Annotated in this window: 26 protein-coding genes and 1 tRNA gene; 18 read left to right on the top strand and 9 right to left on the bottom strand. The window is 64.0% G+C overall.

Annotation, left to right across the window (positions count from 1 at the left end):
- Positions 1-68: 68 nt before the first annotated feature.
- Positions 69-1,556, top strand: coding sequence for a pyridoxal phosphate-dependent decarboxylase family protein (locus FVW59_RS11070; protein WP_148064359.1), 1,488 nt, complete (start codon positions 69-71; stop codon positions 1,554-1,556).
- Here FVW59_RS11070 and FVW59_RS11065 read toward each other — a convergent pair.
- The gene (locus FVW59_RS11065) at positions 1,553-3,082 is read right to left on the bottom strand and encodes an FMN-binding glutamate synthase family protein (protein WP_148064358.1); all 1,530 of its coding nucleotides are present in this window, start codon (positions 3,080-3,082) and stop codon (positions 1,553-1,555) included. The genes FVW59_RS11070 and FVW59_RS11065 overlap by 4 nt on opposite strands.
- Before the next feature lie 163 nt (positions 3,083-3,245).
- On the opposite strand from FVW59_RS11065, the gene FVW59_RS11060 reads away from it, so the two are divergent.
- Positions 3,246-4,661 carry a TrkH family potassium uptake protein gene (locus tag FVW59_RS11060; protein WP_246139706.1) on the top strand — a complete coding sequence of 472 codons (1,416 nt, stop codon included), beginning with the start codon at positions 3,246-3,248 and terminating at the stop codon, positions 4,659-4,661.
- 112 nt (positions 4,662-4,773) lie between these two features.
- Positions 4,774-7,497: an aconitate hydratase AcnA gene (acnA, locus tag FVW59_RS11055; RefSeq protein WP_148064354.1), complete on the top strand. Its 2,724-nt coding sequence runs from the start codon at positions 4,774-4,776 to the stop codon at positions 7,495-7,497.
- A gap of 16 nt (positions 7,498-7,513) precedes the next feature.
- On the opposite strand, the gene FVW59_RS11050 is transcribed toward acnA, so the two are convergent.
- The gene (locus FVW59_RS11050; protein WP_148064352.1) at positions 7,514-8,347 is read right to left on the bottom strand and encodes a Rossmann-fold NAD(P)-binding domain-containing protein; all 834 of its coding nucleotides are present in this window, start codon (positions 8,345-8,347) and stop codon (positions 7,514-7,516) included.
- A gap of 135 nt (positions 8,348-8,482) precedes the next feature.
- Positions 8,483-8,722 (bottom strand): hypothetical protein, encoded by a 240-nt coding sequence (locus tag FVW59_RS11045; protein WP_148064350.1) that lies wholly within the window; start codon positions 8,720-8,722, stop codon positions 8,483-8,485.
- A gap of 161 nt (positions 8,723-8,883) precedes the next feature.
- On the opposite strand from FVW59_RS11045, the gene FVW59_RS11040 reads away from it, so the two are divergent.
- Together FVW59_RS11040 and FVW59_RS11035 are read left to right on the top strand one after the other, a co-directional pair.
- Positions 8,884-9,303 carry a PaaI family thioesterase gene (locus FVW59_RS11040; RefSeq protein ID WP_148064348.1) on the top strand — a complete coding sequence of 140 codons (420 nt, stop codon included), beginning with the start codon at positions 8,884-8,886 and terminating at the stop codon, positions 9,301-9,303.
- A gap of 114 nt (positions 9,304-9,417) precedes the next feature.
- Complete coding sequence (locus FVW59_RS11035; protein ID WP_148064346.1) at positions 9,418-10,053, top strand: glutathione S-transferase family protein; 636 nt, start codon at positions 9,418-9,420, stop codon at positions 10,051-10,053.
- Positions 10,054-10,287: 234 nt separating this feature from the next.
- On the opposite strand, the gene FVW59_RS11030 is transcribed toward FVW59_RS11035, so the two are convergent.
- Positions 10,288-10,374 (bottom strand) — tRNA-Leu (locus FVW59_RS11030).
- A gap of 184 nt (positions 10,375-10,558) precedes the next feature.
- Between FVW59_RS11030 and FVW59_RS11025 the strand changes: the two genes are divergently transcribed.
- The 7 genes from FVW59_RS11025 to FVW59_RS10995 all read left to right on the top strand — a co-directional run bounded on the left by FVW59_RS11025 (position 10,559) and on the right by FVW59_RS10995 (position 14,682).
- Positions 10,559-10,792: a hypothetical protein gene (locus FVW59_RS11025; RefSeq protein ID WP_187275849.1), complete on the top strand. Its 234-nt coding sequence runs from the start codon at positions 10,559-10,561 to the stop codon at positions 10,790-10,792.
- A 66-nt stretch (positions 10,793-10,858) separates the two neighbouring features.
- A complete protein-coding gene (gene queA, locus FVW59_RS11020) occupies positions 10,859-11,929 on the top strand; it encodes a tRNA preQ1(34) S-adenosylmethionine ribosyltransferase-isomerase QueA (RefSeq protein WP_148064344.1) in 1,071 nt (356 codons plus the stop codon).
- 14 nt (positions 11,930-11,943) lie between these two features.
- Positions 11,944-13,047: a tRNA guanosine(34) transglycosylase Tgt gene (gene tgt, locus FVW59_RS11015; protein ID WP_148064530.1), complete on the top strand. Its 1,104-nt coding sequence runs from the start codon at positions 11,944-11,946 to the stop codon at positions 13,045-13,047.
- A 2-nt stretch (positions 13,048-13,049) separates the two neighbouring features.
- The gene (locus FVW59_RS11010) at positions 13,050-13,370 is read left to right on the top strand and encodes a YqfO family protein (protein WP_148064342.1); all 321 of its coding nucleotides are present in this window, start codon (positions 13,050-13,052) and stop codon (positions 13,368-13,370) included.
- Positions 13,371-13,973: an NUDIX hydrolase gene (locus tag FVW59_RS11005; RefSeq protein WP_148064340.1), complete on the top strand. Its 603-nt coding sequence runs from the start codon at positions 13,371-13,373 to the stop codon at positions 13,971-13,973.
- Complete coding sequence (locus tag FVW59_RS11000; protein ID WP_148064338.1) at positions 13,970-14,494, top strand: gamma carbonic anhydrase family protein; 525 nt, start codon at positions 13,970-13,972, stop codon at positions 14,492-14,494. The genes FVW59_RS11005 and FVW59_RS11000 overlap by 4 nt, the downstream gene beginning before the upstream one ends.
- Complete coding sequence (locus tag FVW59_RS10995; RefSeq protein ID WP_148064336.1) at positions 14,491-14,682, top strand: DUF1289 domain-containing protein; 192 nt, start codon at positions 14,491-14,493, stop codon at positions 14,680-14,682. The genes FVW59_RS11000 and FVW59_RS10995 overlap by 4 nt, the downstream gene beginning before the upstream one ends.
- A gap of 18 nt (positions 14,683-14,700) precedes the next feature.
- Here the strand turns inward: FVW59_RS10995 and FVW59_RS10990 are convergent, their stop codons facing one another.
- From FVW59_RS10990 to FVW59_RS10970, 5 genes are all read right to left on the bottom strand, one after another.
- Positions 14,701-15,402, bottom strand: coding sequence for a DUF3592 domain-containing protein (locus FVW59_RS10990; protein ID WP_148064335.1), 702 nt, complete (start codon positions 15,400-15,402; stop codon positions 14,701-14,703).
- An 83-nt stretch (positions 15,403-15,485) separates the two neighbouring features.
- Positions 15,486-16,829: a PepSY-associated TM helix domain-containing protein gene (locus tag FVW59_RS10985; protein ID WP_148064333.1), complete on the bottom strand. Its 1,344-nt coding sequence runs from the start codon at positions 16,827-16,829 to the stop codon at positions 15,486-15,488.
- Positions 16,826-18,940, bottom strand: a complete 2,115-nt coding sequence (locus FVW59_RS10980) for a TonB-dependent receptor family protein (protein ID WP_148064331.1) — start codon at positions 18,938-18,940, stop codon at positions 16,826-16,828. The genes FVW59_RS10985 and FVW59_RS10980 overlap by 4 nt, the downstream gene beginning before the upstream one ends.
- A gap of 131 nt (positions 18,941-19,071) precedes the next feature.
- Positions 19,072-20,325: an HlyC/CorC family transporter gene (locus tag FVW59_RS10975; protein WP_148064329.1), complete on the bottom strand. Its 1,254-nt coding sequence runs from the start codon at positions 20,323-20,325 to the stop codon at positions 19,072-19,074.
- 104 nt (positions 20,326-20,429) lie between these two features.
- Positions 20,430-21,230, bottom strand: a complete 801-nt coding sequence (locus tag FVW59_RS10970; RefSeq protein ID WP_148064327.1) for a cytochrome C assembly family protein — start codon at positions 21,228-21,230, stop codon at positions 20,430-20,432.
- 113 nt (positions 21,231-21,343) lie between these two features.
- On the opposite strand from FVW59_RS10970, the gene ffh reads away from it, so the two are divergent.
- From ffh to FVW59_RS10940, 6 genes are all read left to right on the top strand, one after another.
- A complete protein-coding gene (gene ffh, locus FVW59_RS10965) occupies positions 21,344-22,744 on the top strand; it encodes a signal recognition particle protein (protein WP_148064325.1) in 1,401 nt (466 codons plus the stop codon).
- Positions 22,745-22,928: 184 nt separating this feature from the next.
- Complete coding sequence (rpsP, locus tag FVW59_RS10960; RefSeq protein WP_148064323.1) at positions 22,929-23,174, top strand: 30S ribosomal protein S16; 246 nt, start codon at positions 22,929-22,931, stop codon at positions 23,172-23,174.
- Between the two features lie 13 nt (positions 23,175-23,187).
- The gene (gene rimM, locus FVW59_RS10955) at positions 23,188-23,730 is read left to right on the top strand and encodes a ribosome maturation factor RimM (protein ID WP_148064321.1); all 543 of its coding nucleotides are present in this window, start codon (positions 23,188-23,190) and stop codon (positions 23,728-23,730) included.
- A 54-nt stretch (positions 23,731-23,784) separates the two neighbouring features.
- The gene (gene trmD, locus FVW59_RS10950; protein WP_148064319.1) at positions 23,785-24,561 is read left to right on the top strand and encodes a tRNA (guanosine(37)-N1)-methyltransferase TrmD; all 777 of its coding nucleotides are present in this window, start codon (positions 23,785-23,787) and stop codon (positions 24,559-24,561) included.
- Between the two features lie 37 nt (positions 24,562-24,598).
- Positions 24,599-24,955, top strand: coding sequence for a 50S ribosomal protein L19 (gene rplS / locus FVW59_RS10945; protein WP_148064318.1), 357 nt, complete (start codon positions 24,599-24,601; stop codon positions 24,953-24,955).
- A gap of 314 nt (positions 24,956-25,269) precedes the next feature.
- Complete coding sequence (locus FVW59_RS10940) at positions 25,270-26,019, top strand: DsbC family protein (protein WP_148064316.1); 750 nt, start codon at positions 25,270-25,272, stop codon at positions 26,017-26,019.
- Positions 26,020-26,149: the final 130 nt, after the last annotated feature.

Here is a 26,149-nt window from a genome sequence, read left to right as displayed (position 1 = left end):
ACAGCGCACAGGCTCATAGGGCCTGTGGTGCCGTCCGTGTTCGCTCGCGGGTCGACCGTGATGTTGTGATGACGCCAGATACTCCCCATACACCCGATACCCCCGATATTGACGCCCCCTCCCTGTTGGACCCCGCCGATTGGGCGAGCTTTCGCGAGCAGGCCCACGCCGCCCTCGATGTGGCGCTGGATCATGTGCGCGAGCGCCCGACCCAGGGCGTGTGGCAGGAGTTACCGGAGTTGGCGAAGCGCACGGATGCCCCCCTGCCCGTGGCGGGCGCGCCACTGCCGGAACTGGTAGCGGAACTGCAAGAGCGGGTTCTGCCCTATACCCTGGGCAATATCCATCCCCGCTTCTGGGGCTGGGTGAATGGCACTGGCACCGCCAGCGGCATTGTGGCGCAGATGCTGACAGCGTCCATCAACGCCAACATGGGCGGCCGCGATCACGCCCCCATCTATCTCGAGCGCCAGGTACTGGGCTGGATGCAGTCGCTGTTCGGCCTGCCGGCCGGTTCCAGCGGCATGATCTGCAGTGGCACGTCCACCGCGACCCTGCTCGGGCTCGCCATCGCCCGCCAGCGCGCTACCGCCGGAGAGGTGCGTCGCGGCGGCAACGCGGTGATGCCGGGATTGCGGGTTTACACCAGCGCCCAGGCCCACGTTTCGGTGGATAAGGCCCTGGAGATGATGGGCCTTGGCAGCCAGGCCCTGTGCAGCGTGCCGGTGGCCGCGGATTTCAGCATGGATGTCGACGCCCTGGCGCGCTGCGTGGCGGAGGATGTCGCGGCCGGTCTACAGCCCTTTGCCGTGGTGTCGTCGGTGGGCAGTGTCAATACCGGCGCCATTGACGATCTGCCGGCTATCAATGCCCTGTGCGCGGACTACGGCCTGTGGCATCACGTCGACGGCGCCTTCGGCGCGCTGTGCATGCTTTCCGAGGTTCTGCGGCCGCGACTGGCCGGTATCGAGGCGGCGGATTCCATCGCCTTCGACTTCCACAAGTGGATGCATGTGGGCTATTCGGTCGGTTGCCTGCTGGTGGCCGACGGCGAACTGCACCGCCAGACCTTCCAGACTTCCCACGCCTACCTGCAGGGAGAACGCCAGGGCATTGCCGGCGGCACTCCCTGGCCCAACGACTTCGGGCTGGAACTGTCGCGGGGCTTCGCCGCCCTCGGCGTGTGGTTCCAGCTGCGGGAAATGGGCATCGAAAAGCTGGGCCGGGCAATCCACCGCAATTGCCTGCAGGCCGGGAAACTGGGGGAGGCAGTGGCCGTCAGCGAACACCTGGAGTTGCTGGCGCCGGTGTCGCTGAATATTGTCTGTTTTCGCTACCGCGCGGCTGGCCTTACCGCGCCGGTGCTGGATCAGCTGAACCGCCGCATTGTGGTGGAGCTGCAGTGCCGGGGCATTGCCGCGCCGTCCTTTACCGTAATCAACGGTTCGGCGGCCATTCGCGTGGCTATCACCAACCACCGCACGCGCTGGCGCGATTTGCAGGCACTGCTGGATGCCTGCGAGGCGCTGGGCAGCGAGTTTCTGGCAGCGTCCTAGCTCTGGCTGGCGCTGGCGCGGTATTCGGCGCGTATTTCGGGCAGGGGATAATAGTCCATCAGCGGCTCCGGCAAACCGCGCTCGCTGATGATCTGGGCGTGACTGCGATTGAGCAGGCGCGGCTCCGTGGCGCCGCAGGAGTGGGCGATGATCTCCACCTCGTGCATCAGGTTGCGGGCGTAGTGGGCCACGCGCTCGGCCTTGTTGGTGGGGTCCAGCCCTTTCTGCAACTCCGGATTGTGGGTGGTGACGCCGGTGGGGCAGGTGTTGCGATTGCACTGCAGCGCCTGGATGCAGCCCAGGGCAAACATGAAACCGCGGGCCGAATTGACGCAGTCGGCGCCCAGGCAGAGGGCCGCGGCGACCCCGGCCGGGTTGACCATCTTGCCCGAGGCGATCACTCGCACGCGCTGGCGCAGGCCGTACTCCACCAGTTTGTTTACCACGATGGGCAGGCTGCGTCGCACCGGCAGGCCCATCAGGTCCATCAGGCTCTGGGGCGCGGCCCCGGTGCCGCCGTCGGCGCTGTCCACGGTGAAAAAGTCAGGGGCGTATTCCAGCCCCAGGTCGTGGATGCGCTGGCAGAACTCGTCCAGCCAGGCGGTCTGGCCAATCGCGGCCTTGATGCCCACCGGCTTGCCGGTGACATCGCGCACGTGGTGGATCAGGTGCAGCAGGTCGTCGATCGTATGGATTTCCCGGTGCCGGTTGGGGCTGATGGAATCCTCCCCCACGGGAATGCCGCGGGTGGAGGCGATGACTTCGGTAACCTTGACGCCCGGCAGAATGCCGCCCTTGCCCGGCTTGGCGCCCTGGGACAGCTTGATCTCGAACATGCGCACCTGTTCGTGCCCGGCGATGTGGCGCAGGCGTTCGTCACTGAGGCGGCCGTGTTCGTCGCGCACCCCGTACTTGGCCGTGCCAATCTGGAACACCACGTCGCAGTTGCCCTCCAGGTGATAGGGCGCCAGCCCGCCCTCGCCGGTGTTGAGCCAGATACCTGCTTTGGCGGCGCCGCGCGACAGGGCCCTTATCGCCGGCTGCGAGAGGGCGCCGAAGCTCATGGCGGAAACATTGAAAAAAGCATCGGTGGTGTAGGGCGTGCGGGCATAGCCGGCGCCGAAGCTGAGATGGCTGCGGGGTTTGATGTCTTCTTCCAGCGGCGGAATCAGGCTGTTCAGAAAGAGGATGTCCCCGGGCTGGTTCAGGGGCATGGTGGAGCCAAAGGCCACGGTGGAATCGATATTTTTCGCCGCGCGGTAGACCCAGCTGCGCTGGGCCCGGTTGAAGGGCAGTTCCTCCCGGTCCAGGGCAAAAAAGTACTGGCGGAAGAACTCCCCGAGGTGCTCGAAAAAGTAGCGAAAGCGGCCGATAACCGGGTAGTTGCGGCGGATGGCGTGGCGGGTCTGGGTGACATCGACCACGTACATCCAGAGCAGTGTCAGGATGCCGAAGGTCACCGCCAGGGCGATAATCACCGCGAGGACCTCGACCACGCCCAGGGTAAATTGCTGCAGCGCGTTCATCGGCGCCCTCCATTCCGCTTGGCTTTTGACTGCCGCCTATTCTGGCACAGTACGCAAGCAAGTATACTGCCCCAAACCCTTCACCCGGCGCGCCTGGCGGCCGGACTGACCGGAAGCCCCCGACGGGATGGTGAATACCCCCAATACGCTCAGGCTCCTCGCCATGCCCGCCCTGTGGATGGGCGCAGTGCAATTCCTGTTCGGCGCGGTGGCGCTGGTGCTGCACGATGACAGCATCGCCGAGTCCTTCCTTATCCCCGGCGGCCTCACCCTGCTGGCGGCCGGCGTCCTGCACCTGGTACTGCGCACCCGCATCCACCAGATTTCCTATCGCGATGCGCTGGTGTTCGCCACCCTGACCTGGGTACTCACCGGGGTGTTGGGGGCGCTGCCGATCAGGGCCGTCACCGGCGTGAGTTTTACCGATGCCGTGTTCGAATCGGTCAGCGCCCTGACCACCACTGGCGCCACTATCCTCAGCGGTCTCGACGACTTGCCCGCCACCTTTCTGATGTATCGCCAGTTCTTGCAGTGGATGGGCGGGCTCGGCGTGGTGATCTTCGTGGTGGCGGTGCTGCCGATGTTGAACGTGGGCGGCATGCGCCTGCTCAAGGCGGAGACCTCCGGCCCGGTAAAGGACGACAAGCTGTCGCCGCGGATAACTCACGCCGCCCACAGCCTGTGGCTGGTATACATCCTGATCACGCTGGGCTGCGCGCTGGCTTTCTTCCTCGGTGGTATGAGCGTTTTTGATGCCATTGCCCACAGCCTGAGCACGGTATCCACCGGGGGCTTTTCCACCCACGATGCCAGCCTCGGTCACTTCGACAGCCACCTGATCCTCAATATCGCCAATGTCTTCATGTTGCTGGGGGCGATCAGCTTCGGCCTGCACTATCGCATTCTGCAGACCCGCCAGTTGAGCCGCTACTGGCGCGACGAGGAGACCCGGGTATTCCTGCTGAGTGTGGCGGCGATCTCCCTGCTGCTGGCGCTGTACCTGCTGTGGCACCAGCGCTACCAGGGCTTCTGGGAGGCCCTGAGCTTCGCCACCTTCCACCTGGTGTCGTTTATCACCAGCACAGGCTTCGGTGATCAGGATCTGACCAGCTGGCCGGTGGCTGCCCCGGTGGCGCTGATCCTGGCGGGCTATCTGGGTGGCTGTGCCGGCTCCACCGCCGGCGGCAGTAAATTCATCCGCAACATCATCGCCTTCAAGACAGTGCGCAGCGATACCATGCGGCTGCTGCACCCCGCCGCGGTCAAGGAAATCCGCTTTCAGCGCCAGATTGTGGCGCCGGATATCCGCCACGCCGTGATGGCCTTCTTTTCCTTTGTCGCCGCCAGCAGCCTGCTGTTCACGCTGGCGCTGATGGGCACCGGCCTCGACCTGTTGTCTGCATTCTCCGCGGTGGCCGCCTGTCTCAACGTGTTGGGGCCAGGGCTGGGGCAGGTGGGCAGCAATTTCGCGGTAGTGAGCGATACCGGCATCTGGCTGCTGTCGGCGGCAATGATTATCGGCCGGCTGGAATATTTCACTGTACTGGCGCTGTTGGTTCCCGCCTTCTGGCGCTACTGAGCCGTGTCGCCCGCGGCCGCTGTTCGCACCCACGGCGCCGCGCAACTGCTATAGTGAGGGGGAAACGGGTGCCACGACACCCGGTGTTTAACCTGTCGCTACGGAGACTGTCATGAGTACCCGCCACAGCAAAGCCGCTACCCTCACCAGCGCCGGTCGCGAGTTCACCATCTACCCTATGCAACATCTCTCATCGCTTGGCGATGTGGATAGCCTGCCATTCTCCCTGAAAATCCTGCTGGAAAACCTGCTGCGCCACGGCGCCGAGGACTACGTCACCGATGAGGATGTGGCAGCGCTGGTGAACTGGGATCCGACAGCGGAGCCGGATCAGGAGATCGCCTTCGTCCCGGCCCGGGTATTGCTGCAGGACTTTACCGGGGTGCCGGCCATTGTCGACCTTGCGGTGATGCGCGACGCCATGGTGGAACTGGGCGGTAACGCGGGGCAGATCAACCCGCTGTCGCCGGTGGAGCTGGTGATTGACCACTCGGTGATGGTGGATCACTACGGCAGCGAGCAGTCCCTGAGCCAGAACACCGACATCGAATTGCAGCGCAACCTGGAGCGCTACCGCTTCCTGCGCTGGGGGCAGGAGGCTTTCAGCAACTTCCGCGTGGTGCCCCCCGGCACTGGCATCGTGCACCAGGTGAACCTCGAGTTCCTGGCGCGCGGTGTGTTCGCCGGGGAGCAGGGCGGCCAGCCCGTGGCCTATCCCGACACGCTGGTGGGCACCGACTCCCACACCACCATGATCAACGGCCTGGGTGTGCTGGGCTGGGGTGTGGGCGGTATCGAGGCCGAGGCTGCGATGCTCGGCCAACCGGTGACCATGCTGATCCCCCAGGTAGTGGGATTCCGCCTGGATGGCCAAATGGCGGAGGGCGCCACTGCGACCGACCTGGTGCTGACGGTGACCCAGATGCTGCGCGAGCACGGCGTGGTGGGCAAGTTTGTCGAGTTTTTCGGCCCCGGTCTCAAGCACCTGACCCTGGCGGACCGCGCCACCATCGCCAACATGGCCCCGGAGTACGGCGCCACCTGCGGCATCTTCCCGGTGGACCAGCGCACCCTGGATTACCTGGAGCTCACCGGCCGCGACGAGCAGCAGCGCGCGCTGGTGGAAGACTACATGAAGGCGGTGGGCCTGTGGCACGATGACAGTTCGCCGGTGGCCCGCTACAGCGCCACCCTGGAACTCGAGCTCGGCGAGGTGGTACCTTCGCTGGCCGGTCCCAAACGCCCCCAGGACCGTATTCCCCTCACCGAGAGCAAATCCAGCTTCACAAACGTGCTGCGTGAGTTTGATGAACTGGCTCTGGTGCCGGAACCTGAAGAGGGCTGGGAGGACGAGGGCGGTCAGCTCGACGAGCACAAGGAAGCCCTCAAGGGGGTACACGTCGAGCGCGGCGAGGACAGTTTTGAACTGCGCCATGGCGCGGTGGTGATCGCCGCCATCACCAGTTGCACCAACACCTCCAACCCCGCCGTACTGATCGCCGCCGGCCTGGTGGCGCGCAAGGCCCGGGCGCTGGGCCTGCAGGCCAGGCCCTGGGTGAAAACCAGCCTCGCTCCGGGTTCCAAGGTGGTTACCGGCTACCTGGAGAAAACCGGTCTGATGGACGACCTGGAGGCACTGGGGTTCTACGTTGTGGGCTATGGTTGCACCACCTGTATCGGCAACTCCGGCCCGCTGCCTGACGACATCACCGACGCCATTCGCGCCGGCAACCTGCTGGCGACTTCGGTGCTGTCTGGCAACCGCAACTTCGAGGGCCGCATCCACCAGGATGTACGCGCCAACTACCTGGCGTCGCCGCCGCTGGTGGTGGCCTACGCCATCGCCGGGCGTATGGATATCGACCTCTACAAGGAGCCGCTGGGGGCTGGCCCGGACGGCAAGGCGGTCTACCTGGCCGACATCTGGCCGAGCAGCGAAGAGATCAACGGCATTCTTGCCGGAGCCCTCGATACCGCGATGTTCCGCGACAAGTACTCCGATGTTTACAGCGGCAATGAGGACTGGAATGCACTGCCGGTGGATGGCAGCGAGCGCTACCCCTGGCCGGATTCCACCTATGTACGCAAACCGACCTTCTTCGAGGGCATCGCCACTACCGAACCGGGGGTGACTGCCATCAACGGCGCCCGCTGCCTGGTGAAGGTGGGCGACAGCGTGACCACCGACCATATCAGCCCCGCCGGCGCCATCGCCGCCGACAGCCCCGCCGGCCAGTACCTGCAGGCCGAGGGCGTGGATGTGAAGGATTTCAATTCCTACGGTTCGCGCCGCGGCAACCATGAAGTGATGATGCGCGGCACCTTCGCCAACGTGCGCCTGAAGAACCAGCTGGCCCCCGGCACCGAGGGCAGCTGGACCACCAACTTCCTCAACGGCAAGCAGGAATCCATCTTCGACGCCTCCATGGCCTACCAGCAGCAGGGCATTCCGCTGGTGGTGCTGGCGGGCGCCGAGTACGGCACTGGCTCATCCCGGGACTGGGCGGCCAAGGGGCCGTCCCTGCTGGGTATTCGCGCGGTGATCGCCCGCAGCTACGAGCGTATTCACCGCTCCAACCTGGTGGGTATGGGTATTCTTCCGCTGCAGTACCTGGGGGATGACAGCGCCGACAGCCTCGAACTGGATGGCAGCGAAACCTTTGCCATTCCGGCCGTTGCCAAGGGGCAGGAGGAGGTAACCGTCACGGTGACCCGCAGCAACGGCGAAGAACTGACCTTTGCCACCCGGGTGCGCATCGACACGCCCAACGAGTACGCCTACTACGAGAACGGCGGTATTCTGCACTATGTACTGCGACGCCTGGCGGCCGGTTGATACAGCTCCGGGCGTGTCAGTCCAGCCCCGCGTGACGGCGGTAGGCGGCGGCATATTCCAGTGCATCGCGGTTGTCGATCAGGGCGCCATTGGGTATCTCGTCGCCGCGGGCGCTGATCTCCAGCATGGCGCGCCCGAGGTCGACAGCACGGATCACCAGGTGGCCGGGTTTCAGTAGCGGCTCCAGCAGGTAGATGCCCGGGTGGGCATTTTCCTCGGTGGGGCGAATCCAGGCCGAGCGATGGCCATAGGTGCGCAGCCCGGTGCCTTCGGCCATTTCCGCCACCCGGCGTTCCGCGCGACCCTTGTCTTGCGCCCACCGGGCGCTTTCATTTTCTCCGGTGCCCATGCCGGTCACGTAGTGGAAGGCCATCGGCGCGGCTGTGCGTGCTGCCAGCCAGGCCTCGACGAAGGCAACGGGGAAGTCTTCGTGAATGTGGCGGTAAGTTTCCGGGTCCATCCCGATGGAGGTGGTGCCCAGCCCCCACATCACGGTGTTCACCGTGGCCAGAATGTCCCCCATGGCCTGATAGTCGGTAAAGTCCTCGTGCAGGATCACCTGTACCCGCCCGGTGGCCTGTCCGGCTTCCAGCCGCGGTGACAGGCGGCGGGTCACCGCGTAGAGGGTGTCCACCTGCGGGTCCTGCATTGCCGCCTTCAGCAGGCCGTCGCCCACCGAGCCGGTGGCGCCAAACACCATCACGACGCGGTTGGCTTCGGCATTGCGGGGCGTGTCGGCGCCGGGTGTGTAGTGGCCGAGGGTGGCGGCGCCCCAGAGGTTCAGGCCAACGATCAGTAACAGCAGCGCCGCCAGCAGGATCAGTGTGCCGATCTTGAGGACCTTGAGCATGGCAGTTCCGAAGTGTTAGGGATTGTCGGCCAGCTCACCACAGTCCCCCGGGAACCACAAGCGGTGGCTATGCCCCGGGAGCGTCGCTCCAAGTGCTGCGTCTACGCATCCTTCCCTTCCATCCTTTAGCCGGGCCTACTTCAATTGCCCCCGGTACTGCCGGCAGCGCCGCTGGTCGTACTCGTCCTTTTTCTCCTGGCGCGCCCGCTTCCAGCGGTCCATCTGGGCGGCGGAGCCGCCACTGCGCCGCTTCGTCTCGTAGCTGTCCATGCTGTTCTTCAGGCGCTGACAGGCTTTCAGCTCCGGGTCTTCCGCCAGTGCCGCCGGGCCCTGTAGCACCCACAGTGATACCAGCATCCATGTCGGTTTTTTCACAGTTCGCATTCTCCATTCCGTTGGCTCACTGTCACTGTAGTGCGCCGATACGCAGCCTGCTGCGCAATGGCCGGTTTTGGTGAAACCGCTGCGGCTGGAGGTGCTTTCGGGGCCAGTGCTATGATCCCCGGCTTTCGCCCGAATAATGTTAAGGAATCCGGATGGACAAGGCGGCCCGCATCGCACAGATCAATGAATTGCTTCCCCCCTGTATCAAAGTACTCAACGGCCAGGTTGCCGACATAAACCCGGAGGCAGGGGAGTGCGAGATGCACTTCGAGGTATCCGAGCAGTTCTGCCACTCAGTGAACGTGGTGCAGGGGGGCAACGTGACAGTGATGCTGGACGCTGCCATGGCCAACGCCGCCTTCATGATGGCCAGCGACATTGCCGCGCTGCCCTCGCTGGAGATCAAGGTCAGCTTTCTCGCACCAACTTTGGCGGGGCCAGTAAAAGCTTTCGGCAAAGTCGTCAAGCTGGGTGGCAGTACCGCCTTCCTCGAAGGTACCCTGATCAACGGCGCGGGCGAGGTGTCCGCCCGCTCCACGTCCACCGCGAAACTGGTGCGGCGTAAGGCGTAGGCGTGAGCGGCCAAACTGCGGCCGGCCAGCTTTCCCTGTAGATAATCGTCATGGCGGGTGATCTGGATGGTCGCGGTGACCGTAAACAGTGTTTTCCAGAACCAGGAGGTTTCGATGATCACTATTCACCATCTCGGTGTATCGCAGTCCGACCGGATTGTGTGGCTGATGGAAGAGCTCGGCCTGCCCTACGAACTGAAGTGGTACGACCGCGGCGAGGATTTCCTGGCGCCGCCGGAGTACCGCAGCCTGCACCCCGCGGGCACCGCGCCCATCATCACCGATGGCGACCTGGTGCTGGCGGAGTCCACGGCGATTGTGGAGTACATCTCCCGGCGTCACGGCGGCGGCCGCCTGTCGGTATCGCCCGACAGCCCCGACTATCCCCACTACCTGTTCTGGATGCAGTTCAACAACAACCTGCAGACCGCGCTGTTCGTGAAGATGGCGGCAGGTCAGGAAGCGGACCCCGCCAGCCTGATCCTCACTACCACCCAACGCCGCGAAGACGGCCTCTACCGCGCGCTGGAAGAGCGCCTGGCAGCGTCCGATTACCTGGGCGGGCCGGAATTCAGCTGCGCCGACATCATGTCGATCTTCAACCTGACCTCACTGGGCATGCTTGGGGCGCGGGAGATTAACGACAGCCTGCCGGCTACTAAAGCCTATGTGGAACGTGTCACGGCACGGCCGGCGTATCAGAAGGCGATGGAGATTGCGGGGCCCGGGGCCGTGAAGCCCGGAGCCTGAAGCGCTCCATGCTCAAGAGGTTGGTACCGGAGGCCGGACTCGATGGTCCGACATTTCGGCCGGTACGCGCAAGCGTGCCGCGCGAAATAGTGTGGTACCGGAGGCCGGACTCGATGGTCCGACATTTCGGCCGGTACGCGCAAGCGTGCCGCGCGAAATAGTGTGGTACCGGAGGCCGGACTCGATGGTCCGACATTTCGGCCGGTACGCGCAAGCGTGCCGCGCGAAATAGTGTGGTACCGGAGGCCGGACTCGAACCGGCACGCTTTTAAGGGCGGGGGATTTTGAATCCCCTGTGTCTACCAATTTCACCACTCCGGCACAGGAGTTGGGGCGGTGGGGCGCCCCGGGGAAGCGCGCGATTATAGCAACCGCCGTCCAAACTGCAATCACCAGCCCTTAACCTGGCTCGGAATTCCCTGTAAACTCCGCGCCGTCCCGCCCATGGCGGAAAAGGGCGGGCTGCTGCCAGGCGGCCCGTTATGAGTACCCAAGGAGAAACAACATGGCTATGAAACTGGTTAAGAAGACTGACGAATACAGCATTTTCCAGCGTGGCGACGAGCGCTACGCGGTGAAAGACGCGGCGAAGAAGCCCGTCAACGGCGAAGAGAAAGCCCGCATCCTGCTGGCTGAAGGCCTGATCAAGCTGACCGCTCCGGCCGAGAAGCCCGCTGAGGAAGAAGCGCCGGCCGAAGAAACTGCCGCAGAAGAAGGTGCTGAAGAAGCCGCTGAGTAAGGGCTTTCGCGCTATCATGAGAGCCGGCCCCGTGCCGGCTTTTTCGTCTTTGAACACCGGTTTTGTATGAAACGCAGTGACTTCACCTACCACCTGCCGCCGGAACTGATCGCCCAGCATCCGCTGGCAGAGCGCAGCGCCAGCCGGCTCCTGTGCCTTGATGGCGCCAGCGGCGAACTCGCACACCGTCAGTTCCCCGACCTGCTGGCGCAATTGCGCCCGGACGACCTGCTGGTGTTCAACAATACCCGGGTGATTCCCGCGCGCCTGTGGGGCCAGAAGGAGACCGGCGGGCGACTGGAAATCCTGATCGAGCGCCTCACCGGTATCGACACCGCACTGGCCCATATCCGCAGCAGCAAATCGCCCAAACCCGGCAGCCGCATTCTGCTGTCGACGGAGCCCGGCGGCGAACCCGGCCCCTTCAGTCTGGAAGTCACCGAACGGGTGGGAGCACTCTTCGCCCTCAAGGCACCGGAGGGGGAGCCTCTCAGCGAAATTCTGCAGGTGATCGGCCACATGCCCCTGCCGCCCTATATCGAGCGCCCCGACGACGCCGAGGACCAGGGCCGCTACCAGACGGTGTTCGCCGAGCGCGAGGGCGCTGTGGCCGCGCCCACTGCGGGCCTGCACTTCAGCGATGAACTGCTGGCGGCGATCGAGGCGCGGGGCGTTCGCAGGGCCTTTGTCACCCTGCACGTGGCGGCGGGTACCTTCCAGCCGGTGCGCGAAGAAAACATCGAGGACCACCCGATGCACGCCGAGTACCTCGAGGTCAGCGCGGAGACGTGCGAAGCGGTCGCGGAAACACGCCGCAGGGGTGGCCGGGTGGTTGCTGTGGGCACCACGGCGGTGCGCTCGCTGGAGACCGCCAGCCAGGCAAGCGGGGAGCCCCAGCCCTATTGCGGCGACACGGACATTTTCATCTACCCCGGATACCGCTTCCGCGCGGTGGACGCCATGGTCACCAACTTTCACTTGTCCGAGTCCACCCTGTTGATGCTGGTCAGCGCCTTTGTCGGGCGCGAGTGCATTCTTGCCGCCTACCGCGAGGCTATCGCCGAGCGCTACCGCTTTTTCAGTTACGGAGACGCCATGTTTATCACCGCCGGGCCGGAATCAGGGAGGCTGTCATGAGCCGCCAGTGCCACATGCAGTTTGAACGCCTGGGTGACGACGGCGCGGCGCGCCGCGGCCGCCTGGCCTTCCCCCGCGGTGCAGTGGAAACTCCGGCCTTTATGCCGGTGGGCACCTACGGCACGGTGAAGGGCATGTTGCCCCGGGATATTCACGAGATCGGTGCCCAGATCATTCTCGGCAATACCTTCCACCTGTGGCTGCGTCCGGGCACCGACATTATTGAGCAGCACGGCGACCTGCACGATTTCATGGGCTGGTCCGGCCCCATCCTCACCGACTCCGGTGGCTTCCAGGTATTCAGCCTGGGGGACATGCGCAAAATCACCGAGGACGGCGTGAAGTTCCAGTCCCCGGTGGACGGTTCGCCGGTCTTCCTGGACCCGGAAAAGTCGATGGCCATCCAGCGCAGCCTGGGCTCCGATATCGTGATGATCTTTGACGAGTGCACGCCCTATCCGGCAACGGAAAAGGAAGCGCGCGACTCGATGGAACTGTCCCTGCGCTGGGCCGCTCGCAGCAAGGCCGCGCACGGTGAGAGCCCGGCAGCCCTGTTTGGTATTGTGCAGGGCGGCATGTACGCGCAGCTGCGCGGCGAATCCCTGGCCGGCCTGACCGACATCGGCTTTGACGGCTACGCCATCGGCGGCCTGTCGGTGGGCGAACCGAAAGAGGAGATGATGGCGGTGCTGGATGTGATGCAGCCGCTATTGCCCGCCGACAAGCCGCGCTACCTGATGGGCGTGGGCACCCCGGCGGACCTGCTGGAAGGCGTGCGTCGCGGTGTCGACATGTTCGACTGTGTGATGCCCACGCGCAATGCCCGCAACGGCAACCTGTTTACCTCCAAAGGCCAGCTCAAGCTGCGCAACGCCCGCCACAAAACCAGCACCCTGCCGCTGGATGAAAACTGCAGCTGCCATACCTGCCAGAACTTCAGCCGGGCCTATCTGCACCACCTGGACAAGTGCAACGAAATCCTCGGTTCCCAGCTCAACACCATTCACAACCTGCACTTCTACCAGCAGCACATGGCCGGGATTCGCGCGGCCATTGAGGCGCAGCAACTGGATGACTACGCAGCCGAGTTCTATGCCGGTCAGGCGGAGGGGGTATAGCGGTGTACAAACTGTGCTTTTATGTTCCGGCGTCCCACCTCGAACCGGTCAAGCAGGCGGTCTTCGAGGCCGGAGGCGGGCGCATCGGCGATTACGACCGGTGCTGCTGGCAGGTAGCGGGGCAGGGGCAGTTTCGTCCCCTGGCGGGCGCCAATCCCTTTATCGGTGAGAGCGACAAGCTGGAACAGGTCAGCGAGTACAGGGTGGAACTGGTGGTCGACGATACCTGTATCCGCGGTGTTATCGCCGCCCTGCGCCTGGCCCACCCATACGAGGAGCCGGCCTTTGATGTGCTGCAGTTGGTGACGGAGTTCGAAAGCTGAATGAGCGTTGCCGCCGCACTTCTGCGACCGCTGGCGCAGGCCTTTCCGGTCAGCGATGCCCCCTGGCAGGGCAGTGGCCGGCAGGCCGGGGTCCTGGTCGCCCTGACCGACGAAGCGGAGCCGCGGGTCATTCTCGGGCGACGCGCCAACCATCTGCCCCTGCACCCGGGCGAAGTCGCCTTCCCCGGCGGCAAGCGCGAGGCAATTGATCGCAGCCCCTGGGATACGGCGTTGCGCGAGGCGCAGGAAGAGGTGGCGCTGGCGCCGGGGGCGGTGCGTCCGGTCGCCCAGATGCCGTCCCTGCTGACGCGTTCGCACTTTGAGGTGCTGCCCTGCATCGGCTTGATCCCGGCGACGATCATACCGGAGGTGGACCCATCGGAATTCGACAGCGCCTTTATGCCGCCGCTGCGCCAATTCGATGGCCGCGAGGGCTATCGCCTGGAGCGGATGCCCTACGGCAGCACCGAGGTTTACGTGCCCCACTACCAGGTTGGCGATGACAATGTCTGGGGCGTCACCGCTGCTGTGCTGGCCCGCATTGCCAACCTGGTCTACGATGCCGGGCTCGATCTGAAACGCAACTGGGAGGATTTGCCGTGAAATATGCACTGGGTGACAAGCAGGTCACGCTGGAGGGCGACGGCCACTTTATCGCGCCGACCGCCGCGGTTATTGGCGATGTGATCCTCAAGGATAGCGCCAGTGTCTGGTTCAGCTGTGTGCTGCGGGGCGATGTCGAGCGCATCGAGATTGGCGCCGGCAGCAACATTCAGGACGGTACCGTGGTACACGCCGATCCCGGCTTTCCCTGCGTGGTGGGCGACAATGTCACGGTGGGCCACAACGCCATGCTGCACGGCTGCCAGATTGGCGACGGTTCGCTGGTGGGGATTGGTGCGGTGGTGCTGAACGGCGCGAAAGTCGGCAAAAACTGCCTGATCGGCGCCAACGCCCTGGTCACCGAGGGCATGGAGATCCCCGATGGCAGTCTGGTCCTGGGGGCCCCGGCCAAAATCAAGAAGGCGCTGGGCGAGGACGCCATCGCCATGCTGCAGCTGAATGCCAAACACTATGTGAGCAATGCCGCCAACTTTAAGGCTCTATTAAGGGAGCAGGCGTGAGCGAGGGCGAGCCCAAATCTCCCTGTATTTCCGTGTGCGTGCTAAACAGTGAGGATGTCTGCCTCGGCTGCTACCGCAGCGCCGCGGAAATTACCGACTGGTTCATGGCCAGCCCGGAAGAAAAGCGTGCCATTGTCCGGCGCGCCCGGGAACGGATGCTGGCGGACAACCCCATCCGCCTGTCCTGAGGTGTATCGCACCTGTTTTCAGGTGTCGCCCGCTGGCGGCAGGAAGGACGTATCCATGTAATAGCGGGAAGGGTCGCCCCGCTCGATATAAACCGCGATCACTTCTGAGGTCACGAACTCGCTCGGGTCGTACCAGATGGGCTCGCTGCTGAATACGTAGACCTGGCGCGAGTGCGGATCCTGCCACTGGGCGTGAATCCGGTAGGGGTTGCGGCCGTTTACTTCGTAGGACGAGTCCAGCGTTACTGATTGCAGTTCGGCCTTGACGGGCGTGCCATGCCGGCGCAGATGTTGGTGCAGGCGCTTGCGGTACACCTGGAATGCGAGCGCGCCGCCGCCGATCAGTACGAAGAGGCTGCCGATGCCGCCAAAGATCAACTCCAGCCCCCACAGGGAAAAGAAACTTCCGATACGTGCCGTCTCGGGTGCCTCGGGCCGGTACAGCACTGTGACCCGCTCGCCGCGGTGAAAGGCCGGCGGGTTGCTGCCGGAAGTTGAAGTGAACTCGATCTCCCTGCCATCTGCGCTGGTGAAGGTCACTACCGGGCGGTAAGTGGTCGAGTCCGATGAGCGGGAGCGCACCAGTTCGATGACGGTGCCCTCGGCGCTTGCGGCGTTGGCGATGAACTCCCGCGTGTTCAGGAACATCCACACTGCCCCCGCCACTGCCAGCAGGCCTATCACGGCGAAGATAGTGAAAACGGTATTGCCAGTCTTCATGGGAACCTCCCTGTTGCCTGCGCTCAAGTATAGTCAGGCTGACGCCACCGGCGAATGGGGGGCAGGGCTACTCCCGGGGCACTTCAGCGCGACTGTGGCAGCAGTTCCTTTCTGCGCAGGTAAAGGCGGTCCAGCGCAATTCCTGTCAGCAGGGCCAGGCCGAGCAGCGGGAAGGCCAGTCCGCACAGCAGCAGTATCAGCGCCATGCCGTTGCGTCCGGGGGGCGGCAGGGGGCGCGGCGGCGCACGCAGCCCGCTGACGCGAGAGGGCCGGCGCAACCACCACATCCATGCGCCGCTGAAGCAGAGGAAGATCACCACCAGGCAGGCCAGGGCGTTGAAAGCGCTGTTGAGCGGCCCCAGGCTGCCCTGGTGCAGCCCGACACCGGCCGCCATGCTCTTGGCCAGCAGGGAGTAGTCGGCAAAGCCCACTTCCCCCAGAACCTCGCCGCTGTACTGATCCAGGTGGACGGTGCGCTCATGCCGCGGGTCGCGGATGTCACCGCTCATGGTATTGGCGCTCAGGGTGTACACGCCCTCGCTGTCGGCCGGCAGGTTGATGCGGTAACGGGGGCCGAAGCCCAGTGCTTCGGCACGGGCCTGAACCTCGGCGAGGGGGAGGGGAGTCCGGGCATGACCAACGTGGGAGGCCGGCATGGGCGTTTGTTCCAGTCCCCAGGGCACCTCGCGCTGGCTGCCGTGGTTCATGGCGCTGTGGGTGTCGGTCGAGAGTCCGACAGGACCCCATTTTTCGGCCGGGAACGATCCCCATGCCTGCACCATTTTGCCGCCCCAGACATTGGTCCAGGCGAGTCCGGAGAGGAGGAAGAACAGCAAGCCCAGCGCGGCGTAGAGTCCGGAGCTGCGATGCCAGCGCAGCCAGGATGCGCGCCGGCCGCCAGAGCTGCTGTCGCGGCGCAGCCACCACATGTAGAGCCCGGTCACCACCAATAACAGGGTCAGTCCGGCAACGGTCTCAATAATAAAATCCCCGACCTCGCCCAGCAGCAGGGTGCCGTGGATGCGGTGGGCCCAAGCGTAAACGCTCCGGTCGCGGTTGGCGAGGCGCAATACCGTGTTGCGGTAGGGGTCGAGGTCTGCCACAACGGCGCCCTGTGCGGTATCGAACACCACCTGAGCCGTTGCCTGGGAGTTGGCCGGCGGTGCGTACTGCGTCGCCCGTCCGTCGGGCACCGCCCGTTGCGCACTGTACAGCAGGGCGGATGCGTCATGCACTGTGTCAGCGGGCGCTACGCTGAGAACTGGGCCGCTGGGGGATGCCAGCGAACTGTTGTACACCATTACCAGGCCGGTCGCGGCCAGGATCAGTAGAAAGGGCAGAACCACCAGCCCGGCGTAAAAGTGCCAGCGCCAGGCCAGGTGGTAGCGCGCCCGCTGCTGGCGCGCGCAGTTGTCGGAATCACTCACAGGGCAAACCGCACCCCGGCGAAGGCCGACAGGGGCGCCCCTGGCGCCAGTACCGGTGCATCCGCCGCCGCCACGTCACGCACCTTCACGGTGGCGATGTAGTCCTCGTCCAGCAGGTTCTTCAGTTCGGCAAAGAGTTCCCAGCGGTCGCGGCTGAAGCCGGCCCGCAGCCCCAGCAATTCGTAACTGTCGACCTTGTAGGTATTGGCGAAGTCGGCATAGCGCTCGTCGATGACATCGAAGGTGGGGCCGACGTAGAAACCGCTGGCGTGGCGGTACAGCAGTTCGCCGCGCAGGGCGTAGCCCGGCGCCGCCGGCAACTGGTTGTCGCCGTAGACGGCATCGTCGTCGAAGCTGAACTCGTTCAGCGTGAAGCTCAGGGTGGGTTGCAGGCTGTGCACGCCGCCGTTATCGAGGGCGAAGTTGCCGCCGACCAGGGCTTCGATGCCGGCGTGAACGGTGCTGTCCACGTTGGCCGACAGGCTGGTGCCGGGAGCGGCCGGATCGTCAACCGAGAGAATCTCGTCGTTGATAGCGCCGTAGTAGAGAGCTACGTCCCAGTGCCAGTTGCTGTGCGTGCCGATGGCTTGCTGGCCGCGGCTGCCCACTTCCAGCACGGTGCCGCGCATGGCGTCGAGCAGTGCGTTGCTGGCGCTGGCGTCGTCCTCCAGCTCGTAGTTGGTGGGCGCCTCGTAGGTGCGGCTGAGATTGGCGAACAGGGCGATACTGTCGCTGACATCGTAGATCAGGCCGAGGCGCGGGTTGACGTTGTCGTAGTCCCCCTCGGGGTTGCGCACCGCGTCGCTGGCCACGCTCTGGTTCCAGATTTCCCGTTCCGTCCACAGGGCCTGGAGGCCGTAGACCAGGGTCCAGTCGCTGGCGAACTGCCAGCGATCCACGGCGAAGGCTTCCACGCTGCGAGCCGAGTTGTCCACCCGGGTATCCAGGCGGGTGCGCTCGCCGCCCCTATGGCTGTAGTTGCCGCCTGTCACCTTGTTGTCGCCGAAGTCGATGCCAAACAGCAGATCGTGATTGCCGGCGCGCAGGTTGTAGCGGGCATTGGCGCCGGCATTGCGGTGGTCGGTGTCGATCAGCAGGCTGAAAACCTGGGTCGGCGGCATTGGGCCGGGCCCGTCGAAGTCGACTTCCACGTCGACGATGGGGTGGTACAGGGCCTGCTCTTCCCAGGACAGGCCGAAGGAGAGATCGCTGTTGTCGCTCAGCTGCCACCGCGTAATGTTGGCCAGGCGCCAGCTCTCTACATTCCAGGCATAGTCGCCGCGCCGGGCGTCCTCAGTGGCCTGGTCCGGGTCTTCCTCGAGCTGTTCGGCACTCAGGTTCCCGGGCAGTTCGTTCTCATTGTCCAGCCAGGTGAAGTAGATGCGGGTCTCGCCGCGCTCGCTGAACTGCCAGCCGGTGTTGGCATACAGGCCGTCGCGGCGCTGGCTGCTGTGCTCGCGGTAGCCGTCGAAGGCCTTGTGTTCCACGGTCAGCAACCCGTCCAGACCGTTGTCGCTGACGCCGCCAATGCTGGCGCGGGCGTTTAGCAGGCCGTCACTGCCGCCACTCAGGAAAGCCTGTACCGGGGCCGTATCGCGAGCGGTGGGGCTCTGGAAGTTGATGGCGCCGCCGAGTGTGGAGGCGCCGTAGGTGAGGGCGTTGGCGCCGCGCGCGATGCTGGCATAGCGGGCTGCCAGGGGGTCGATAAATCGATTGTGGTTATTGCCGTCGGCGGTGGTTACCGGCAGTCCGTCCTGCAGCAGCTTGATGCCGTTGGAGTCGTAATCCGTGGCGTCCAGGTTGGAGCCGCGGCTGGAGATGAATACGCTGTCTCCGCCGTTATTGCTGTCACTCCAGATACCGGGAGTGTAGCGCAGCATGTCCGCCAGGTTGCCGACATTGCGCTGGTACAGCTCTTCACCGTCGACCAGCGAGATACCGCCAGGGGTCAGTGCCTGCTGCCGCAGCAGGTCCGACTGCAATTGCCGGGCCCGCACTTCCACGGTTTCCAGGCGGCTTTCATCCGCATGGGCGCCCGTCACCGGGAGGCTGAAAAGAGCGGCGTAGACCGCCGCGTGAAGCGGCTGGGTGCGCGGATGGAGGGGGGGCATGTTGCGATTCCGGGCGGCTTTCGAAGTGCCGGAAGTATAGGGATTGCCCGGGCCAAACGGGATGCGACACGTTGTCGCAGGGGAGGTCTAAGGGGCGCGGGCGCCTGCCCCGGCAGGCACGGTGTGCGGCTTCAGCGCGCCGAAGCCCGCACCGCCTGCACCACATTGCCCTGCAGTTCCAGGATTTCCAGGCGGTAATCGTCGATAGCCAGCCCGGCATTGCCGTCGGGGAAGGATTCCAGGTACTCCAGAATCAGGCCGCTGAGGGTTTTCGGGCCATCGGTGGGCAGCTCCCAGTCCAGGGATTTGTTGATCTCGCGAATGTTGGCGTTGCCGGTGATGATGTAGCTGCCGTCGCGCTGGGGGAAGATGGTGTCGGCGGTATCCACCAGGTTGGAGGTGAACTCGCCGACAATCTCCTCCAGGATGTCCTCCAGCGCCACCAGGCCCATAACATCGCCGTACTCATCCACCACCACGCCAAGGCGCAGCTTGTTCTTCTGGAAGTTGAACAGCTGGGTGTGCAGGGGCGTGTTCTCTGGAATAAAGTAGGGCGTTTCCATTTCCCGCTCCAGGGCGCCGCGGTCCAGTCCCTGCTTGTCGATCACACGGCTGATATTGCGCATGTGCAATACGCCGACGATGTTGTTGATGTCGTCGCGCCATACCGGCAGGCGGGTGTGGGAGCTGGCCTGGATGGCGCCGAGAATCTCCTCGTCGGAGTCGTCGAGGTCGATGCCATAGACATCGTTGCGCGGCACCATAATGTCGTCCACCGAGACCTCTTCCAGGTCGAGGATGTTCAGCAACATGCCGCGGTGGCGGGTGGGGATCAGCTGGCCCGCTTCGGTAACGATGGTGCGCAGTTCCTCGGTGGAGACGTGCTCGTCACCGCCCTTGGAGGGGTCGACGCCCATCAGCCGCATCAGGCCGTTGGTGATGGAGTTGATCAGCCATACCAGCGGGTACATCAGTTTCATCAATGGCAGCAGCACGATACTGGCCGGGAAGGCGATTTTTTCCGGGTACAGGGCGGCGATGGTCTTGGGGGTGATCTCGGCGAAAATCAGGATCACCAGGGTCAGGCCGCCGGTGGCGATGGCGATACCGGCATCGCCCCACAGGCGGATGGCTATTACCGTGGCGATAGCGGAGGCGAGGATGTTGACCAGATTGTTGCCGATCAGGATCAGGCCGATCAGCCGATCCGGCCGCTGCAGCAGTTTGCTGGCCCGGCGCGCTCCGCGATGCTTGTTTTTCCTGAGGTGTTTCAGCCGGTAGCGGTTGAGGGACATCATGCCGGTCTCGGAACTGGAAAAGAAACCGGAGAGCAATATGAGGACTACCAGAACTGAGCATAAAAGACCCAGCGGTGCTTCGTTCAAGTCAGGAAAAAACCCTTGGTAATGAGCAAACAGCTATCTTGAAGAAAAACCCCGGGCGGGGCAAGCGCTGATATGGCCCCTGTTGCTCCGTTCCGGGGCCGGGTTCAGCGCTGAAGAATCAGTTCCAGCACCAGTTTGGAGCCGAAGAAAGCCAGCATCAGGGAGAGAAAGCCCGCCAGGGTCAGGCGCACCGCGGTCTGACTGCGCCAGCCGAGCTGGTAGTGCCCCCACAGCAGGGCGGAGAAAGTCAGCCAGGCGACGATGCTCAGCACAGTCTTGTGCACCAGGTGCTGGGCGAACAGATCGTCGACAAAGAGAAAGCCGGAGACAATCGCCACGCTCAGCAGCACCACGCCGACCCACAACAGTTCGAACAGCATGCTCTCCATGCGCTGCAGGGGCGGCAGCCATTTTACGATGCCACCCGGGTGGCGTTCGTGCAGCTGGCGATCCTGTACCGCCAGCACCGCGGCCTGCACCGATGCCAGCGTAAGTACGGCGTAGGCGAGAATCGAGCTGCCAACGTGCACCAGCAGCCCGTGCCCGAGCTGGCTGCCGCTTTCGGTCTGGGGGCCGAGGCTGGACACCATCACCGCCACCGCGGAGAGGGGGAAGGTCACCAGCAGCAGGTTGTGCAGTGGCCGTTTCATAAGAATAGCCAGTACGCAGACGGCGTTCACCGCCAGGAACATCAGCGCCGCGACCCGGTAGAAACCCAGGTGCACACCGTCGGCTGCGCTGATGCTGTCCCAGGCCACCACCGTGTGACACGCCATGGCCAGGACAGCAATGGTCACTGGCATGCGGCTGGCCGGCGTTCCGCGCTGGGCGAGGAAAACCAGTTGCATCCCGGTCGCCACGAGGTAAAGCAGTGCGGCCAGGGTGGCAATCAGGGGAAGTGGCATGGGTTTTTAGGATGGGCCCGGGTGGCGTATACTGCGCACCTTTGTACCGACTTGTCTCCGCGGAATCAATAGCGCCATACCTCCGCGGCAGCCCCCAGCGAAGAGTTTTCCCCATGTTCCAGAGTTTGTCTGATCGCCTGTCCGCCAGTCTGCGCAATGTCACCGGCAAAGCGAAGCTCACCGAGGACAATATCCAGGACACCCTGCGCGAGGTGCGCATGGCGCTGCTGGAGGCCGACGTCGCCCTGCCGGTAGTGAAGCAGTTTGTGGAGTCGGTGAAGCAGCGCGCCCTGGGCCAGGAGGTGCTGAAGAGCCTGAGCCCGGGCCAGGCCTTCCTGAAAATCGTTCAGGCGGAGCTGGAAGCTGTCATGGGCAGCGCCAACGAGGGCCTGAACCTGGCGGTGCAGCCGCCGGCCGTGATCCTGATGGCGGGCCTGCAGGGGGCGGGTAAAACCACCTCGGTGGGCAAACTGGCCAAACTGCTGAAAGAGCGGGACAAGAAATCGGTGACCGTGGTGAGCGCCGACGTCTACCGCCCGGCAGCGATCAAGCAGCTGGAAACACTGGCCGCCGAGGTGGGCGTGGATTTCTTCCCCAGCCAGCCCGACCAGAAGCCGGTGGATATCGCCCGCGCTGCCGTTGCCCACGCCAAGGTGAAATTCTCCGACGTGTTGATTGTCGACACCGCCGGTCGCCTGACGGTGGACGAAGCCATGATGGCAGAGATCACGGAACTGAATAAGGTTCTGAACCCGGCGGAAACCCTGTTCGTGGTGGATGCCATGACCGGCCAGGACGCCGCCAACACGGCCAAGGCCTTTGGCGAGGCCCTGCCGTTGACCGGCGTTATCCTCACCAAGGTGGACGCCGACAGCCGCGGCGGCGCCGCGCTCTCGGTGCGCACCGTGACCGGCAAGCCGATCAAGTTCCTGGGTGTGGGTGAGAAGACCGCCGCCCTCGACCCTTTCCACCCGGATCGCCTGGCCTCGCGAATCCTCGGTATGGGCGACGTGATGTCGCTGATCGAAGAGGCGGAGCAGAAGGTCGACCGCGCCAAGGCCGAGAAGCTGGCGCGCAAGGTCAAGAAGGGGCAGAAGTTTGATCTCGAGGACTTCCGCGACCAGTTGCAGCAGATGAACAACATGGGCGGCATTACCGGCATGCTGGACAAGCTGCCGGGCATGGGCAACATGGCGCAGATGGCCCAGCAGAACCTGGACATGAAAATGTTTGCCCGCATGGAGGCCATGATCAATTCCATGACCCCGCTGGAGCGCCGCAAGCCGGAACTGATTGCCGGCTCGCGCAAGCGCCGCATCACCCAGGGTTCCGGTACCCAGGTACAGGATCTCAATCGTCTGCTGAAGCAGCACAAGCAGATGCAGAAGATGATGAAGAAGATGAAAGGCGGCGGCATGGAGAAAATGATGCGCGGCCTGGGCGGCATGATGGGCGGCGGTGGTGGTGGCATGATGCCGCCCGGTGGTGGCGGTGGCGGCTTCCCGTTCCGATGAGTCGTTGCCGGTAATCGTTGGCTAAGCCCCCGGAACTACTGCAAAATTTCCACCTCGGGGGGTTTTACTAATGCCCCGTTTTCCGTATGATACGCCACCTTTCCGGCCCCGGTGCCGGTAATTTGCCGTGGAATTTTGGCCGGATAGCCCGAATTCCCCCTTATTTTTCAGGAATTTACGGAATATGGTAACTATTCGTTTGTCCCGTGGCGGTGCTAAAAAGCGCCCGTTCTACCACCTGACTGTGACCGACAGCCGCACCTCTCGCAACGGTCGTTTCATCGAGCGCGTGGGTTTCTTCAACCCGGTAGCGCGTGGTCAGGAAGAGCGTCTGCGTATCGACACCGACCGCATCGAGTACTGGCAGGGCCAGGGCGCTCAGGTCTCCGAGCGCGTTGCCCGTCTGCTGAAGGAAAACACCGCAGCCTGATTCGGCTCGGCGCATGAGTGATCATCTGGCCAGCGAGCTGCTGACAGTCGGTAAGATTACCGGCTGTTTTGGCATCAAGGGCTGGGTCAAAATTCACTCCTATACCGACCCCCAGGAAAATTTCCTGAAGTACCAGGGGTGGGTGCTGCGGCGTCGCGATGGCAGTGAGCCGATCGAGTTCGACGCCGGCAAACGTCAGGGTAGGGGGCTGGTAGCCCATATCCGCGGCGTTGATGATCGCACTGCCGCGGAAACTTTTCGCGGCCTGGAAGTGGCGGTTGCGGCGGACAGTCTGCCGGTGCTGGAAGAGGGCGACTTCTACTGGCATGAACTGGAAGGGCTGTCTGTCTGGTGCGCGACCGATGAGGGCGAGGTCCTGCTGGGCAGGGTCGACTACCTGATCGAGACCGGCGCCAACGATGTGCTGGTGGTGAAAGCCGGCGATGGCAGCATCGACGACAGGGAGCGCCTGATTCCCTATCTCCCCGGCGACGTGGTGACCCGGGTGGATGTAGAAGCGGGCAGAATTGAGGTGGACTGGTTCCTGGACGACTAGTGTCCGGGTGAATCGCCAGCCACTGGAGAACGAACGCGCAGGGGGCGGGGCTCAATGCATATTGCACTGGTAAGCCTGTTCCCGGAAATGTTCGATGCTGTGACCGAGCACGGGGTGACCGGTCGGGCGGTGAAGCAGGGGCTGGTGTCGGTAAGCCACAGCAACCCGCGCGATTACACCGTGGATCGCCACCGCACGGTGGACGACAGGCCCTACGGCGGCGGCCCGGGCATGTTGATGAAGATTGATCCGCTGCAGCAGGCCATTGCCGCTGCGCGGGAGCAGGCGGAGCGTGACGGCGGGGCAAAGGCCCATGTGGTCTACCTCTCGCCCCAGGGCAGGCGTTTTGACCACCGCCGGGCGGTGGAGCTGGCCGACAAGGCAGCGCTGATCCTGGTTGCCGGTCGCTATGAGGGTGTCGACGAGCGCCTGATAGAAACCGAGGTGGACGAGGAACTGTCCATCGGTGATTACGTACTAACGGGTGGCGAACTCGCCGCCATGGTGGTCATCGACGCGGTAACGCGCCAGTTGCCCGGTGTGCTGGGTCACGAGGCCTCGGCGGAGGAAGACTCCTACGCCAACGGCCTGCTGGACTGCCCGCACTACACCCGGCCCGAGCATTTTGAGGGCAGGGCGGTACCGGAAGTATTGCTCAGCGGGGATCACGAAAAGATCCGCCGCTGGCGCCTGAAACAGGCTTTGGGGCGTACGCTGGAGCGTCGCCCGGACCTGCTGGAAGGCAGGGCGATGACGCCCGAGGAAGAGGAATTGCTGGCTGCATACCGCCGGGAGCGGGCGGCCGCTGACACTGACTTAATTGATCGCTAGCTGTGAAGCTACGAGTTTGACACGACAGGAGCACACCATGAGCACCAACAAGATTATCTCTCAGCTCGACGCTGAACAGATGCAAAAAGAACTGCCTGAGTTCAGCCCGGGTGACACCGTGGTTGTGCAGGTAAAAGTCAAGGAAGGCGCCCGCGAGCGTCTGCAGGCCTTCGAAGGCGTGGTGATCGGCAAGCGTAACCGCGGCCTGAACTCAGCCTTCACTGTGCGCAAGATTTCCCATGGTGTGGGCGTCGAGCGTACTTTCCAGACTTACAGCCCGCTGGTGGACAGCATTTCCGTCAAGCGTCGCGGCGACGTGCGCCAGGCCAAGCTCTACTACCTGCGCGAGCTGAGCGGCAAGGCGGCCCGTATCAAGGAGAAGCTGGCCAACTAAGCCACTTTCCAGGCAGTACCCCAAGCGGCCCGTGTGGCCGCTTTTTCGTTTATGCCTCATGGATGGGCCGGGCCGCGATCGGCCGGGCCGCGATCGGCCGGGCCGCGCTCGGCCGGGCCGCGCTCGGCTGTATGTCGCTAGAGTGCAGCGTGCCAGGCCCGCCCACAAGTCCCGCTATTGCGCTTTTCCCCGGGTATCGTATTAAACTCTACGCCCGCCGTGTACTGCGCGGTTGCGAGGAACTAATAAGCGATAGCGGGCTCAAAGCCTGCGCAATGTGACAACCGCCCGCGAGGGCAGACAGGGGAACGACTATGACCTTACGAAAATTCGCCGCCATCGTGGCCGCCGCCAGCGCACTGATTGCCGGTGGCGCACAGGCTGGCGAGCCGGTGGACAAGTCGGTGGCAGACAAACTGCGCGCCGCAATGGAAGTGCAGTCCACGGGACTCAAGATCGAGTCGGTTTCCACCAGCGAACTGCCGGGTATGTACGAAGTGCAGTTTGCCAACGGCCCGCTGGTCTATGCCACTGCAAAGGGCGACTATTTCGTGGTGGGTGACCTGTTCACCGTGAGTCCGCAGGGTTATGTGAACCTGGCGGAAAAACGCCGCGACGGTATGCGCCTTGAGCGCCTGGCCAAGGTCAGCACCGACGACATGATTATCTTTGCGCCGGAGGGCGAAGCCCGCACCCATATCACGGTATTCACCGACGTTACCTGTTTCTACTGCCAGAAGCTGCACAAGGAAGTTCCCGAGCTGAACAAGCGCGGGGTGGAAGTGCGGTACCTGGCCTATCCGCGGGCGGGGCTCGGTTCCCCGGGTTTCCGGCAATTGGCCAGCGCCTGGTGCGCCGACGACCCGCAGGATACCCTGACCAAGCTGAAAAACCGCGAGGCGGTGCCCGACAACGTCTGCTCCGGCAATCCGATCGCTGCCGAGTATGCCCTGGGGCAGGAGCTCGGTGTGCGCGGCACGCCCGCCATCATCACCGAGAGCGGGCAGATGATTCCCGGCTACCAGAGCGCCGACGAATTGATGGTGACCCTGGGTCTCAAGTAAGCGCGAGCCGCGGCGTTTCGCGGCTCAAATAACCGGCCTTTTACGCTATTGCTGCCGGGCGCGTTGACAGTCCCCAGTGGACTCAGTACTGTTTCCCACCTTTTTGACAACCCCGCCGCCTGCGGGCGGC

The organism is Parahaliea aestuarii, assembly GCF_008064635.1.
GTDB lineage: Bacteria > Pseudomonadota > Gammaproteobacteria > Pseudomonadales > Halieaceae > Parahaliea > Parahaliea aestuarii.
Note: the sequence above shows the minus strand (reverse complement) of the source record. Positions and strands in the feature narration are given on the sequence as shown.

Coding starts and splice junctions, on each gene's coding strand:
- FVW59_RS11070 (WP_148064359.1), top strand. CDS start 69: ATGACGCCAGATACTCCCCATACACCCGATACCCCCGATATTGACGCC.
- FVW59_RS11065 (WP_148064358.1), bottom strand. CDS start 3,082: ATGAACGCGCTGCAGCAATTTACCCTGGGCGTGGTCGAGGTCCTCGCG.
- FVW59_RS11060 (WP_246139706.1), top strand. CDS start 3,246: ATGCCCGCCCTGTGGATGGGCGCAGTGCAATTCCTGTTCGGCGCGGTG.
- acnA (WP_148064354.1), top strand. CDS start 4,774: ATGAGTACCCGCCACAGCAAAGCCGCTACCCTCACCAGCGCCGGTCGC.
- FVW59_RS11050 (WP_148064352.1), bottom strand. CDS start 8,347: ATGCTCAAGGTCCTCAAGATCGGCACACTGATCCTGCTGGCGGCGCTG.
- FVW59_RS11040 (WP_148064348.1), top strand. CDS start 8,884: ATGGACAAGGCGGCCCGCATCGCACAGATCAATGAATTGCTTCCCCCC.
- FVW59_RS11035 (WP_148064346.1), top strand. CDS start 9,418: ATGATCACTATTCACCATCTCGGTGTATCGCAGTCCGACCGGATTGTG.
- FVW59_RS11025 (WP_187275849.1), top strand. CDS start 10,559: ATGGCTATGAAACTGGTTAAGAAGACTGACGAATACAGCATTTTCCAG.
- queA (WP_148064344.1), top strand. CDS start 10,859: ATGAAACGCAGTGACTTCACCTACCACCTGCCGCCGGAACTGATCGCC.
- tgt (WP_148064530.1), top strand. CDS start 11,944: ATGCAGTTTGAACGCCTGGGTGACGACGGCGCGGCGCGCCGCGGCCGC.
- FVW59_RS11005 (WP_148064340.1), top strand. CDS start 13,371: ATGAGCGTTGCCGCCGCACTTCTGCGACCGCTGGCGCAGGCCTTTCCG.
- FVW59_RS10990 (WP_148064335.1), bottom strand. CDS start 15,402: ATGAAGACTGGCAATACCGTTTTCACTATCTTCGCCGTGATAGGCCTG.
- FVW59_RS10980 (WP_148064331.1), bottom strand. CDS start 18,940: ATGCCCCCCCTCCATCCGCGCACCCAGCCGCTTCACGCGGCGGTCTAC.
- FVW59_RS10970 (WP_148064327.1), bottom strand. CDS start 21,230: ATGCCACTTCCCCTGATTGCCACCCTGGCCGCACTGCTTTACCTCGTG.
- ffh (WP_148064325.1), top strand. CDS start 21,344: ATGTTCCAGAGTTTGTCTGATCGCCTGTCCGCCAGTCTGCGCAATGTC.
- rpsP (WP_148064323.1), top strand. CDS start 22,929: ATGGTAACTATTCGTTTGTCCCGTGGCGGTGCTAAAAAGCGCCCGTTC.
- rimM (WP_148064321.1), top strand. CDS start 23,188: ATGAGTGATCATCTGGCCAGCGAGCTGCTGACAGTCGGTAAGATTACC.
- trmD (WP_148064319.1), top strand. CDS start 23,785: ATGCATATTGCACTGGTAAGCCTGTTCCCGGAAATGTTCGATGCTGTG.
- rplS (WP_148064318.1), top strand. CDS start 24,599: ATGAGCACCAACAAGATTATCTCTCAGCTCGACGCTGAACAGATGCAA.
- FVW59_RS10940 (WP_148064316.1), top strand. CDS start 25,270: ATGACCTTACGAAAATTCGCCGCCATCGTGGCCGCCGCCAGCGCACTG.